Annotated in this window: 10 protein-coding genes; 7 read left to right on the top strand and 3 right to left on the bottom strand. The window is 63.8% G+C overall.

Going from position 1 to position 12,459, the window contains the following annotated elements; translation table 11 throughout:
- The first annotated feature begins 434 nt into the window (after positions 1 to 434).
- The 6 genes from QW861_RS17865 to cyoD all read left to right on the top strand — a co-directional run bounded on the left by QW861_RS17865 (position 435) and on the right by cyoD (position 7,075).
- A complete protein-coding gene (locus QW861_RS17865; protein WP_316193335.1) occupies positions 435 to 1,667 on the top strand; it encodes an acetyl-CoA C-acetyltransferase in 1,233 nt (410 codons plus the stop codon).
- Positions 1,668 to 1,922: 255 nt separating this feature from the next.
- A complete protein-coding gene (locus tag QW861_RS17860) occupies positions 1,923 to 3,710 on the top strand; it encodes a chloride channel protein (RefSeq protein ID WP_315826439.1) in 1,788 nt (595 codons plus the stop codon).
- 81 nt (positions 3,711 to 3,791) lie between these two features.
- The gene (locus QW861_RS17855) at positions 3,792 to 5,123 is read left to right on the top strand and encodes a sorbosone dehydrogenase family protein (protein WP_316193334.1); all 1,332 of its coding nucleotides are present in this window, start codon (positions 3,792 to 3,794) and stop codon (positions 5,121 to 5,123) included.
- A 72-nt stretch (positions 5,124 to 5,195) separates the two neighbouring features.
- The gene (locus tag QW861_RS17850; protein ID WP_316193434.1) at positions 5,196 to 6,029 is read left to right on the top strand and encodes a COX aromatic rich motif-containing protein; all 834 of its coding nucleotides are present in this window, start codon (positions 5,196 to 5,198) and stop codon (positions 6,027 to 6,029) included.
- Positions 6,030 to 6,053: 24 nt separating this feature from the next.
- On the top strand, positions 6,054 to 6,695 hold the full coding sequence (gene cyoC / locus QW861_RS17845; protein ID WP_315715672.1) for a cytochrome o ubiquinol oxidase subunit III: 642 nt from the start codon (positions 6,054 to 6,056) through the stop codon (positions 6,693 to 6,695).
- Complete coding sequence (gene cyoD / locus QW861_RS17840) at positions 6,692 to 7,075, top strand: cytochrome o ubiquinol oxidase subunit IV (RefSeq protein WP_316193333.1); 384 nt, start codon at positions 6,692 to 6,694, stop codon at positions 7,073 to 7,075. Before cyoC ends, cyoD begins: the two co-directional genes overlap by 4 nt.
- 76 nt (positions 7,076 to 7,151) lie before the next feature.
- Here the strand turns inward: cyoD and QW861_RS17835 are convergent, their stop codons facing one another.
- Positions 7,152 to 7,919 carry a thermonuclease family protein gene (locus tag QW861_RS17835; RefSeq protein WP_409998655.1) on the bottom strand — a complete coding sequence of 256 codons (768 nt, stop codon included), beginning with the start codon at positions 7,917 to 7,919 and terminating at the stop codon, positions 7,152 to 7,154.
- A 156-nt stretch (positions 7,920 to 8,075) separates the two neighbouring features.
- On the opposite strand from QW861_RS17835, the gene QW861_RS17830 reads away from it, so the two are divergent.
- Positions 8,076 to 9,122 carry a S1C family serine protease gene (locus tag QW861_RS17830; protein ID WP_315751960.1) on the top strand — a complete coding sequence of 349 codons (1,047 nt, stop codon included), beginning with the start codon at positions 8,076 to 8,078 and terminating at the stop codon, positions 9,120 to 9,122.
- A 762-nt stretch (positions 9,123 to 9,884) separates the two neighbouring features.
- On the opposite strand, the gene QW861_RS17825 is transcribed toward QW861_RS17830, so the two are convergent.
- Together QW861_RS17825 and QW861_RS17820 are read right to left on the bottom strand one after the other, a co-directional pair.
- Positions 9,885 to 10,919 carry a glycoside hydrolase domain-containing protein gene (locus tag QW861_RS17825; RefSeq protein ID WP_315751959.1) on the bottom strand — a complete coding sequence of 345 codons (1,035 nt, stop codon included), beginning with the start codon at positions 10,917 to 10,919 and terminating at the stop codon, positions 9,885 to 9,887.
- Positions 10,920 to 11,475: 556 nt separating this feature from the next.
- Positions 11,476 to 12,024, bottom strand: coding sequence for a hypothetical protein (locus tag QW861_RS17820; protein WP_315751958.1), 549 nt, complete (start codon positions 12,022 to 12,024; stop codon positions 11,476 to 11,478).
- Positions 12,025 to 12,459: the final 435 nt, after the last annotated feature.

The raw sequence follows: 12,459 nt of genomic DNA, 5'->3' as shown, positions 1-12,459 counted from the left end.
GTTCCGGCTCCCGAGCCGGCGGATCGCTGTGATCCCAGTCGTTCCTGATCGAGGATCTTGCAGCCTCTGCAGCATGACAAGAAGCATTGGGTGAACGGTCAGTTCGCTTGGTTGGACAATGCTCTGCCGTCCTACTGCCAACGTTGCTGAGACCCTCCGTTCGAGCTGCGTTGCAGCGCGACTGGGCGAGATGGGCTGCTCTTCAACCAGTCTGCGAGAAGGCAGCCCGAGCGCGCCGATCTGCAGAATTGTTCGTGCGACGGAAAGGTGAGTTGCGTCAACGCCGTGGCGTGCGTTTTGGTCATGCGCCGGCAGCTTCAAGCGCCGTTGTGAAGACCGCATGCGCAATGCTATGCGACAGCAAAGAGAGGCGTGCGGGCGCCGAGATGCTGCGCGGCTGTCAGCTCACAACAATATCGGGCAAAGGAAACACCATGGTCGACGCGCTCATCATCGATGCCTGCAGAACGCCGCGCGGTATTGGCAAGGCCGGCAAGGGCGCGCTCGCCGGGCTGCACCCGCAGCATCTCGGCGCCACCGTGCTGCGTGCGCTGGCCGACCGCACCGGCATCAATACCGGCGATGTCGATGACATCATCTGGGGCTGCTCGTCGCAGCGCGGGCCGCAGAGCGGAGACCTCGGCCGCATGTCGGCGCTCGATGCCGGCTACGACATCCGTGCCTCCGGCGTCACGCTCGATCGCTTCTGCGGCTCCGGCATCACCAGCGTCAACATCGCCGCGGCCTCGATCATGGCTGGGCAGGAGGACCTCGTCGTCGCCGGCGGCTGCGAGATGATGTCGATGGAAGGCCGGCGCGGCGAGGGGCCGCTGATGATGGATGCCGGCAATCTGCATCTGCGCGCGCTGCATCCGCAGTCGCATCAGGGCGTCTGCGCCGATGCCATCGCCACCATGGAAGGCATCACCCGCGCCAACGTCGACGCGCTCGGGCTGGAGAGCCAGAAGCGCGCGGCGGCTGCGATCGCTGCCGGCCATTTCAAGAAGAGTCTGGTGCCGGTGCATCGCGAGGACGGCAGCGTCGCGCTCGACCACGAGGAATACCCCCGGCCGCAGACCACGGCCGAGGCGCTGGCCGCGCTGAAGCCGGCGTTTCCGGCGATCGCCGACTACGCGCTGGACGAGAAGGGCACGACGTATCGCAACCTGATCCTGCAGCGCTATCCCGGCCTCGAGATCGAATTCGTGCATCACGCCGGCAACTCCTCGGGCGTGGTCGACGGTGCGGCGGCGATCCTGCTGGCGTCGCCGTCCTATGCCAAGGCCCATGGCCTGAAGCCGCGGGCACGCGTCGTGGCGATGGCCAATATGGGCGACGACCCGACCCTGATGCTGAACGCCCCGGTGCCGGCGACGCGCAAGGTGCTGGCCAAGGCCGGGCTCAAGCTTGATGACATCGACCTGTTCGAGATCAACGAGGCGTTCGCCGTCGTCGCCGAGAAGTATATCCGCGACCTCGTGCTCGACCGCGCCAAGGTCAATGTGAACGGCGGCTCGATCGCGCTGGGACATCCGATCGGCGCCACCGGTTCCATCCTGATCGGGACGCTGCTCGACGAGCTCGAGCGGCGCGATCTCAAGCGCGGCCTGGTCACGATGTGCGCGGCCGGTGGCATGGCACCCGCGATCATCATCGAGCGGATCTGAACGGGACATCTCCTCGATTTGAGTTGCGCGCGCCCGTTGCGGAGTCTCCCGTGGCGGGCGCCGTTGTTTTGCACCTGGGCCGCTTGTGACCTCGGCGGTGCCGCGCAGTTGAGGCGCAGGATCGCGCGAGCCGCGGCGGTTCCAGTTTCCGGACCAGTCAACCACGTTTCGATCGGACAGGAATTCGCGCTTGTTCCGCTAGTTGCGACAGGTTATTGCCACGGCGAGGCCTCATCGTAGAAGAAATGGCTCTCCGTGCTGTCGACGCTGTCGCATATCATCGATCGCAAGGCTTCGAACCGGGTGGTCACGCGGCTGCGGGCCTTGCTGCGCAGCAACGAGTTCTACCTGATACCGCTGGCGCTGGTGATCGGCGTTGCGACGGGTGCGATCGTGACGGTGATGAGCCTGATCGCGCAGGTCGCGCATGTGGTCATCTACGGCATTCCGATCGATGTCCGGCTCAGCGCTCATACCTCGGTCAACCCGGCCGTCGCCCTGATCGCGCCCGCCTGCGGCGGCCTTGCGCTCGGCATCATGGAATGGCTGCGGCGGCGCTGGAAGATTGCGGCCGCGGTCGACCCCGTCGAGGCCAATGCGCTGCGCGGCGGACGGCTGTCGATGCGCGACAGCATCGTGGTGAGCGGCCAGACCCTGGTCTCCAACGGCTCCGGCGCGTCGGTCGGGCTCGAGGCCGGCTACACCCAGATCGGCGCCGGCGTCGCCTCGCTGCTTGGGCAGTATCTCACGCTCCGCCGCAACGATATGCGCCTCATCCTCGGCTGCGGTGCGGCCGCCGCCATTGCGGCCGCTTTCGGCGCGCCGATCACGGGGGCGTTCTATGCCTATGAGCTGATCGTCGGCGTCTACTCCGTCGGCAGCGCGGCGCCGATCCTGGCGGCCTCGCTGGCGGGTGCGCTGACCTCGCAATATCTCGCCGGCGCGCCGTATTCGCTGGAGGTCGCCAAGGTCGGCGCGGTCGGCTTCGAGCAATACATCGCGCTGTTCGTGCTGGCGCTCCTCGTCGCCGGCATCGGCATCGTGGTGATGCGTGCCTCGCCGGCGGTCGAGCGGCTGTTCGTCCGCATTCCGGTGTGGCTGCGCCCGGTGATCGGCGGGGTCTGTGTCGGCGCCATGGCGATCGTGACGCCGCAGGTGCTGGCGGCAGGCCACGGCGCAATGCTGCTCGACCTGCATCGCGAGATGGCGGTCGGCATGATCGCCACCATCATCGTGCTCAAGCTCGCCGCCTGCCTGATCTCGCTGGCCTCGGGCTTCCGCGGCGGTCTGTTCTTCGCCTCGCTGTTCGTCGGCAGCCTGCTCGGCAAGCTGTTTGCGGGACTGCTCGCGCTGGCCGGCCTCGGGCTCGCGATCGACCCGCTGGTGGCGATGCTCACCGGCATGGCGACGCTCGGTGTCGCCATCGTCGGCGGGCCGCTGACGATGTCGTTCCTGGTGCTGGAGATGACCCGCAGCGTCGACGTCACGGCCGTCGTGCTGGGCGCTTGCATCGTGACGTCGGTGTGCGTCCGCGTCCTGTTCGGCCACTCGTTCTCGACCTGGCGCCTGCATCTGCGCGGCGAGACCATCCGCAGCGCCAATGACGTCGGCTGGCTGCGCAACCTCACGGTCGAGCGGCTGATGCGCTCCGACGTCGCCAAGGTGCCGACCACGACCAGCATCGCGGCCTGCCGGCGCGAGTTCGCGCTGGGCACGCGCCAGGCCGTGGTGGTGGTGAACAACAGCGACGATTATTGCGGGCTGGTCTCCTTGCCCGATCTGTTCTCGGGCGAATTGGACTCCATCGCCGACGAGATCCAGGTGGTCGAGCTCGCCAAATATTTCGACGTCGCGCTGTTGCCCGAAATGAACGTCAAGACGGCGATGAAGATCTTCGACGATTCCGGCGCCGAAGAGCTGGCGGTGCTGGAATCGGAGAACAGCCGCAAGGTGATCGGCTTCCTGACCGAGTCCTTCGCGCGCCGCCGCTATGTCGAGGAGATCGACCAGGCGACGCGCGGCGTGCTCGGGGCGCTGTCGTGATCGCGTCCCGTCGCCGCGACACGTGATCGCCGGTCCTCGACCGGGGTAGACTGCCGGCCGTTCGAGACGCGCGAGGACCGCATGACGAGACTGATCAGCACGGCTGTCGTGGCGACCTTGAGCGCGCTGGCGGCGACCGCCGCCGCAGCCGAACCTGTTGTGCTGAAAGGCAAGGACGCGTTCGGCAGTTGGCAGGGTGATGCACCTGGCACAATCAGGCTGATCCGTCCCGAAGACCTGCCCAAACCGGGTGCGACGGCGTCCGCGGCCAACGTCTCCCGCGTGATGCAACGACCGGCCTCCGCCGTGCCGAGGGTCATCGACGGTTTCAAGATCGCGCTGTTCGCCGAGGGGCTGAGCGGGCCGCGCATCCTCCGCACCGCGCCGAATGGCGACATCTTCGTTGCCGAGACCCGGGCAGGGCGAGTCCGCGTGCTGCGTCCGAGCGAGGACGGCAGCAAGGTCGCGTCGAGCGAGATCTTCGCCGACCGTCTCGGCCATCCCTTCGGCATCGCCTTCTACCCGAGCAGCGATCCGCAATGGATCTATGTCGCGAGCACCGAGCGCGTCATGCGCTTTCCCTATCGGGCCGGCGACATGAAGGCGTCGGGGCCACTGCAGGTCGTCGTGCCCGATCTGCCGGCTGGCTACGGCCATTCGACGCGCGATATCGTCTTCACCAGGGACGACAAGCGCATGCTGGTGTCGGTCGGCTCCACCGGCAATGTCGGCGAAGCTCTGGGAGAGCCAGCCGGCGGAGTCAGTGCCTGGATCAAGGCGCACCCGCTCGGCGCGGCCTGGGGCGGGGAGGCCGACCGTGCCGGCGTGCTGGCGTTCGATCCCGACGGCAAGAACCGCAGCCTGTTCGCCACCGGCATCCGCAACTGCGTCGGCCTCGCCATCCAGCCCGCGACCGGAACGCCGTGGTGCTCGACCAACGAACGCGACGGGCTCGGCGACGATCTGGTGCCGGATTATGTTACGCGGGTGAAGGAGGGCGGCTTCTATGGCTGGCCCTGGTACTACATCGGCGACAACCCCGACCCGCGCCATGCCGGCGAGCGCCCCGACCTGAAGGGCGGGATCACCGTGCCCGACGTGCTGCTGCAGCCGCATTCGGCCTCGCTCGGTCTGACCTTCTACGACGGCAATCTGTTTCCGCCGGAGTATCGCGGCGATGCCTTCGCGGCCGAGCACGGCTCGTGGAACCGGTCCAAGCGCACCGGCTACAAGGTGATCCGGGTCAGGCTCAAGGACGGCGTGCCCACCGGCGAATACGAGGATTTCGTCACCGGATTCGTCGTCAACGATCGCGAGGTCTGGGGCCGGCCGGTCGGCGTCACCGTGGCGCGCGACGGCAGCCTGCTCATCTCCGAAGACGGCAACAGCACGATCTGGCGCGTGAGCCGCTGAGCGGATCTTTGCGGCGCAGGAACCTCTCGACCCGGTGTGGGTTGGGAGCGCGGATGAATGCCGGATGAGCGTATGAACATCTTCGATCCGCAAGGGCCGATCGCCGCCGCCGAGCAGACGATCCTGATCGATTCCGTCATCATCATGCTGGCGATCATCGTGCCGACATCGATCGCGGTGCTCGCTTTCGCGTTCTGGTTCCGCAGCTCCAACACCAGGGCGCGCTACCGGCCGGACTTCGCCTATTCGGGCGCGGTCGAGCTCGTGGTGTGGTCGATCCCCGCGCTCACCGTCATCCTGCTCGGCGGCGTCGCCTGGATCGGCTCGCACCAGCTCGACCCGGGCAAGCCCGTCGACGGCACCGGGCTTCCGATCCGCATCCAGGCGGTGTCGCTCGACTGGAAGTGGCTGTTCATCTATCCCGACCAGCGCATCGCCACCGTCAACAGCCTCACCGTCCCGATCGGCGCGCCACTGCGCTTCGAGCTGACGTCCGGCAGCGTCATGACGGCCTTCTTCATCCCGCAGCTCGGCGGCATGATCTACACCATGAACGGCATGGTCACGCGGCTGAACCTGCGCGGAGATCATGTCGGGACCTACAAGGGCTTGGCCTCGCATTTCAGCGGCGACGGTTTTCCCGACATGATGTTCGACACCAACGTCGTCTCGCAGCCCGACTTCGCCAACTGGGTGACGAATGCTGCCAGGAGTGGCCAGGTGCTCGACGAGGCGGGCTACAAGGAGCTCGCGGCGCAGTCCGTCGAGACCCGTCCGAAGACTTATCGGCTCGCGGATCCCGAGTTGTTCGGCAACATCGCCAGCCAGAAGATCCCTCCGGCGCCGGGACCGCAGCTCAGCGAGAACCAGTCGCGGCCGGAAGGCGGAACGGCGCATGCCCACTGAAGTCGTCGCAAAGGGAGTGGGCCGATGTCGGTGACCACCGTCGCTCAGGCGCCTGCCTATGCCGATCCGCATCAACTGCGTGCCGCCGAGCATCCTGGGCCGGCGCCGAAACGGATCGTGACCGGATTCGGCTTCTGGATATTCCTGCTCTCCGACATCGTGATGTTCTCGTGCTTCTTCGCGAGCTTCGCTGTGCTGTCGGGTGCGACCGCCGGCGGTCCGGGCGGCGCCGAACTGTTCGACGTCCGCAACGTCGCGGTCGAGACCGCTTTGCTGTTGCTGTCGAGCTTCACCTGCGGCATGGCGAGCATTGCCGCCGAGCGCCACAACCAGCTCTGGTTCCAGGTCGCGATGGCCGTCACCGGCCTGCTCGGCGCCGGCTTCCTGCTGCTCGAGGTCCGAGAGTTCGTCGACCTCGTCGGCCGCGGCGACGGGCCGAGCCGCAGCGCCTTCCTGTCGGCGTTCTTCACTCTGGTCGGCTGCCATGGCCTGCACGTCGCGGCTGGCATCCTGTGGCTGCTGACCATGATGGCGCAGGTGGTCGCCAAGGGCTTCCGCGCCGACATCGAGCGTCGCATCCTGTGCTTCGCGCTGTTCTGGCACGCGCTCGACATCATCTGGGTCGCGGTGTTCTCCGTGGTCTATCTGCTCGGGAGTGCGACATGACCGATCAAGCGCCCGCGGAATTCGATCTCGCGCCCGGCGAGCAGCAGCATGGCAGCCTGCGTTCCCGCGTCCTGTTCTATGTCGCCGGCCTCGGTCTCGCGATCCTGCTGACGGCGACGTCGTTCTTCGTCGCCGGCACCGACCTCGTCTGGCAGCCATCGATCCCGGTCGCGATCATCGTCCTGGCGATCGCCCAGATGGGGGTGCACCTGGTGTTCTTCCTGCACATCACCACCGGGCCCGACAACACCAACAACGTGCTGGCGCTGGCCTTCGGGCTGCTGATCGTGTTTCTCGTCGTCGGCGGCTCGCTGTGGATCATGGCGAACCTCAACCACAACATGATGCCGATGGATCAGCTGCTGCAGATGCAGCACTGAGCGTCGTTGCGGCAATCCAGGGGCCGCGCGACAGCTCTCGATTGCTTCGTCGTGCCGACTCGTCGACCGTCCGATCTCACTTCTTCGGCGCGCGGCAGTTGAATGCACGGCGGAAGCCGGCGGCGCGTGCATCGTCCTCCGAGCAGAACCAGCGGTCGGGCTCGGTGGTCGCGGGATAGCTCGGGCAGCCCTGCAGATGGTAGATGCCGATGTTGCCGGTGACGCGGGCGCGCACCGCGAACTTCCCCTTGATGCTGCAGCCCGGCGGCGCGCTCGGCGCGTCCGGGAACAGCACCGCACGGATCTCGCGGTCGCGGTCGGCGCGGCAGGCCGCGCCGACCAGGGCGCCGTCCTTCTTGTCGGCGCGGAACTCGGCTGGGGCGACGAAACATCCCTTCCACAGCCCGCGCACCGCCTCCTTGGCCGCGGCGACATCGTCCTTGGCGCGATACTTGATCGCCGGATCCGCGCTCATGGCGTAGCCCGCGCGCGCGACCTGTTGGTTCAGGCTGACCTTGTCGCCGTCGATGGTGCAGAGGCCGATCCTGCGCGTCTTGAGCGGCTTGTCGGGGCCGAGATCGTCGCAGCGCACCGAGCGGCCGCCGATCAGCTTGCCAAGCTGCTCGCGTGCCTCGACGCCGCAGCTCCAGGAATCGGCGTGATCGTCGATGCAGAGCTGGTCGACCTCCGGCGCATCGATGCCGTCGAGCCGGAACACCGTGTCGCCGAGCTGGATCGTGTCGCCGCTGCGTACCGTGGCGCTCGCCGCCAACGATGCGCCGGTCATGTCGGCTCCCAGCACCATGGCCCCACACAACGACAACAGCCGGTCTCGCAGCCGCATGCTTCCTCCCGCAATCAGATTCATCAAATACCCAGCCGTAGTCCTATCACAGCGCGCGTGAGTCTCGCCAAGGACGGCGCGGAACGGCGCCGCCGGATCGCCACCTTGCGCGGGGGGCGGCTGCTACCCATCTGACCGGGCGAAGGAAATCTTGCCATGTTGGACTTTACCTCCGATCTCGCCGGCGATGCGCTGTCGCCGGCGCGCGCGTCTGATGCTGCGCCGGCCGACGACCGCGCGCTGCTGGACGCCTATTCCAATGCCGTCATCGACGTCACCGAGCGGGTCGGCCCTGCGGTCGTGCGCGTCGAAACCGGCCCCAGGGCTGGGTCGACCGCCGGCTCCCGCGCCGAGCGCGGCGGGCTCGGCTCGGGCATCGTGATCTCGCCCGACGGTCTCGTGCTGACCAACAGCCATGTCGTCGGCTCCTCCAAGAGCATCCGGCTGCGCGACGTCGAGGGCGTCGTCACCGACGCTCAGGTGCTCGGCGTCGATCCCGACACCGATCTCGCCTTGCTGCGCGCCAATCACGCGCGCGACCTGCGCTACGCCGCGCTCGGCAACTCCAAGAGCCTGCGCCGCGGCCAGCTCGTGGTCGCGATCGGCAATCCGCTCGGCTTCGAATCCACGGTGACGGCTGGCGTGGTCTCGGCGCTCGGCCGCTCGATCCGCTCGGTCTCGGGCCGCATGATCGAGGACGTCATCCAGACCGATGCGGCGCTCAACCCAGGCAATTCCGGCGGGGCGCTGGTGTCGTCGGCCGCCGAGGTGATCGGCATCAACACCGCCATCATCCAAGGCGCGCAGGGCATCTGCTTTGCGGTCGCCAGCAACACCGCGCAGTTCGTGCTGTCGGAGATCATCCGCCACGGCTACGTCCGCCGCGCCTATATCGGCGTGTCCGGGCAGACCGCGCCGGTGCCGCGGCGACATGCGTTGCTCGCCGGCGTCGAGAACAAGATGGGCGCGCTGTTGATGCAGATCGAGCCGGACGGGCCCGCGGCCCGCGCCGGCCTGCTGCCCGGCGACGTCGTGATCAAGCTCGACGGCGTCGACATCAACGGCGTCGACGACCTGATCCGCGTGCTCGACCGCGACCGCATCGGCCGTACCGTCGCGATGGACGTGCTGCGGCTGGGACGGCTGCGCGGCATCGACATCCACCCGGTCGAGCGCAAGCCGGCGGCGCGGCAGGCGTCGTGATCGTCGTGAGATATCGAAAGCCATAAACAACACCGCGGTCGTCCCGGCGAACGCTGCCGGCTTGTCCGGGACGACAGCAGAAGGTCTGGCGGGATTTTACGTTTCAAACAGCCAACGGATGAGGGACATGTCATCGCATTCTCGCGGCGTAGCACGCCCGAGTCCCGCGATCAGTCCGTCCCTCGCAACTCATGCAGAGGGCGCAGGGAATGCCGGGTGAAGGCCTCACCCATGGCCCGCCTGCGAAAAGAATGCAGGCGGCAGGTACCACAGGCAAAGCCGAAACACGCCGGCATTCCCTGCGCGATGGTCTTCACGCTTATACGCAGTCTCCCTGGTGCACCGGGCTTGTTGGCCACCATTCGCGGCAACGCTTGCGCATTGCGCGGGACACCAGCATCGGGGTGTCAGGACGCTGCGACTTCACGTCCACGACAGATCGTTCGTCCGCGCCCTCGTTACCGAAGACGCTGCGATCTCTCGCGGCCATCGCTCCCCACCTCGCGTGTCGTGACGATCGCGCGCAACGCCCCTCTGCATGAGGCGGGATACGCATAGACAATCACGATTTCCGTAAAAGCGCAAGAAATTGATTTTTATCTGAAATGTCGCCCGATCAGCCGGTACCGGGGGCGAAGCCGTTGCCGGACGATTGATGACGAGAAAAACCCGAGTCGGCTGTTGAACGGGAAGGCCGACCAGGCTTGCGCCCTTGAAAATCCGATCAACATAAAACGTCGAGCGGCAATAAAAGTTAGATAACTAACCGAAACTCGGGATAGTGGAACGGAGAGCTTCAGGTCGGCAGAAGCCACGAAGCATCTGCTCATCTAGGCTTACTCCGAGTGCTTCTCCCTCTTGGCACATTACTCTCACGGAACGCCCGAAGCTGGCGCGACTAAGCTCCGCATCCTCCAGAGGAATCAGTGTTTGATCGGGATTTAGCGGATCTGAGAACAACTGTATCCGCTTCGGTGCCACGAAACGACGGGCATCAAGGATCCGTTTCGAGACCGCGGCGGGTTCCGTCACTAGGCTCCCGTCGCTCCGCCATTGCCCGAACGACGTGAATTTCGGATTGAGTACATTGGTATCGATCTCACCATAGGGGCGGGCTAGATCAGTCTTGGTTTGAAATAGATGCCAATTGCCTGAATTGTAAAATTCTGCTGTGCGCCAATAAGCGACAGAAGCCGAAAGCCAATAGTACATATCCCACTGTTCTTCTGCGAGGATTTCGCAGGTTTTTCCGCAGCCGTAGACACCGATTTTGCGACCAGATTTGGCTACTTCTTTTTGCGCGTACTGAAAATACTGTTTTATCGCCAGAATATTTTTCTCACGGTCGCCGCTCGCTAGGTCAAAATCCGCGCCAAAGTAGATAGCGCTCCCTTCGGGCTGCTTCATGTTGTCAGCATTCTTCACTGCGTCGCGCACGTCATAAATTTTCTTGGTGGGCTCTTGAAAAGTTCGGCCACTCCCGCCGCTAAAATACTGGAATACAGTTGCGACGGCGATCCTCTGGTCTTCAAGCGCATTTAGTTCCGCTTTGGATAGAACTGCGTTCTGATAAGGGCCGTGATCCAAATTTTCGAGGCGTGTATAAAACCGGATCACTGTAGTGACGCCGGCGTCTGCTACCCGCTTGGCGGATCTGGTAAGATTCTTGCTGGCATCAATGATGCGTATGTCGGTTTGATTTGAGGTCCTACAAGTCGCTTCAGCGCGAGCCATCGAAGGGAAGACACCGATCGTAGCGCCTATACACATGCCAGACAGAAATTGTCGACGCTCCATAGCGTGTCCTCGTCATTCTATAGACAATACCCATACATCAGGCTGCCGGGCCTGAGATGCGGCGTCGTTTGCTATTTCATGAGCAGCACTAGTTTGTTGGGATATAAATTCCTCGCCGAGGTGGGCGATATGGAGATCGCCCGTCTCGTGACGCTCACTAATGCTTCCTATCCTTATTCCACAAAGAAGCGTTCGCTATCCCCGCCGGGGCCGCAAAAGCTCTTCAGCGAGCCCTTGCTGATAGTACCGCTTTTGACTGACACATCGCCCCCGCGCATTTTTCTAACACGATAGTCAAAACGCATCTGAACGTTACAAGTGGTCCTCACCTGCCACCTGTAGCAAATCTCCTCTGAGCGAAAAGGATTGTCCGTATCAGCGGGAGTGATCTGATCTTCGAGATAGCTTGCAATAACCGAACAGTCGCCGACCCGTACCCTGTCTTCGGCTAACGAAAAAGTGGTAGACGCAACGAGTATTAAGGCGATTAGTGCGTTTCTCATCGCTTAGACTCCATGCAAAATGTTATTCGTTCTATTCGAGCATGCATGCGCAGTTACAAAGCAACCGCGGCCAGAAACGTCATCTGGCCGCCGGGCGCCATATTAATTCCGTACATTTCGGGTTGAGAAAGTGGATGGTAGTCCGGACTGCCGGGCCACGGATCGAGCACGCCCACTTGCTGGGGAGCCGGACCCATTGGACTCATAACATAGTTGAAATCGACTATGACCATTGCGTGGTGAGTGTTGCAGTACAAGACGGGTCGGTCGTTCGCCAGTTCGTTGATAATGAAGTTATTACTGATGGCCATAATGCCGTCAGTCGGATCGTAGGCTGCGCTGATGCTCGCCTGGAAAGACTGGCCGCTGTCGTCTACCCACGGCGCACTGAGTGCTTGCGCTATGGCGAGCGGCGTTCCAGCGGGTTTGCATGCGAGGCCGCCAAATACTTTGGCTACGATTTTCTTTTGATCGGTACGATGTCCGTGCGCCGCAAAGATCATTGCTGTGGAGGCTGCCCAGCACCATTCAGGACATTCCTGTTTAATGATTTGCGGCTTGGCAACGTAGGCGCGCTGCAAGGTGCCAACGCTGTCTTTCATGGCCAAAAGTTTGGAGCTCGAAATCGCGACTGCGCCAGCGCCTGTTAGTAATGACCTTCGACTAATTAGCCTCATGCAATCCCCCTTGAGCCCGCCCAGTGCGAAAGTTTAGAAGTATACCGAAAGGTTGTAAATGTTACAAACATATATTAATGAAGGAGGCTGCTAAATAGCGCCGCCAATTTTCACGCTTTGTCACTGTCCAATTGACCGATCCCCTGTAGTGGCAACTCTCAAGGCGTCATCCGGCAGTGGCGTCTGACTGCCCGGTGACAACGGCCGCGACTCGGGCTCCCTGATAAAGTTCAGATTGCAGCGCGCAGCACCGTTGTTCTGATGTCCGCTTCGGGACGATTTCGTTGAAAAAGTCAGCAGTTGCGACGCAGAGATATCGGTGATTCAGTCTGTCTAGTGGGCAGGACTGAAGGTCATGAT

The sequence above is a fragment of the Bradyrhizobium sp. SZCCHNRI1029 genome (assembly GCF_032487555.1).
Taxonomy (GTDB): domain Bacteria; phylum Pseudomonadota; class Alphaproteobacteria; order Rhizobiales; family Xanthobacteraceae; genus Bradyrhizobium.
Note: the sequence above shows the minus strand (reverse complement) of the source record. Positions and strands in the feature narration are given on the sequence as shown.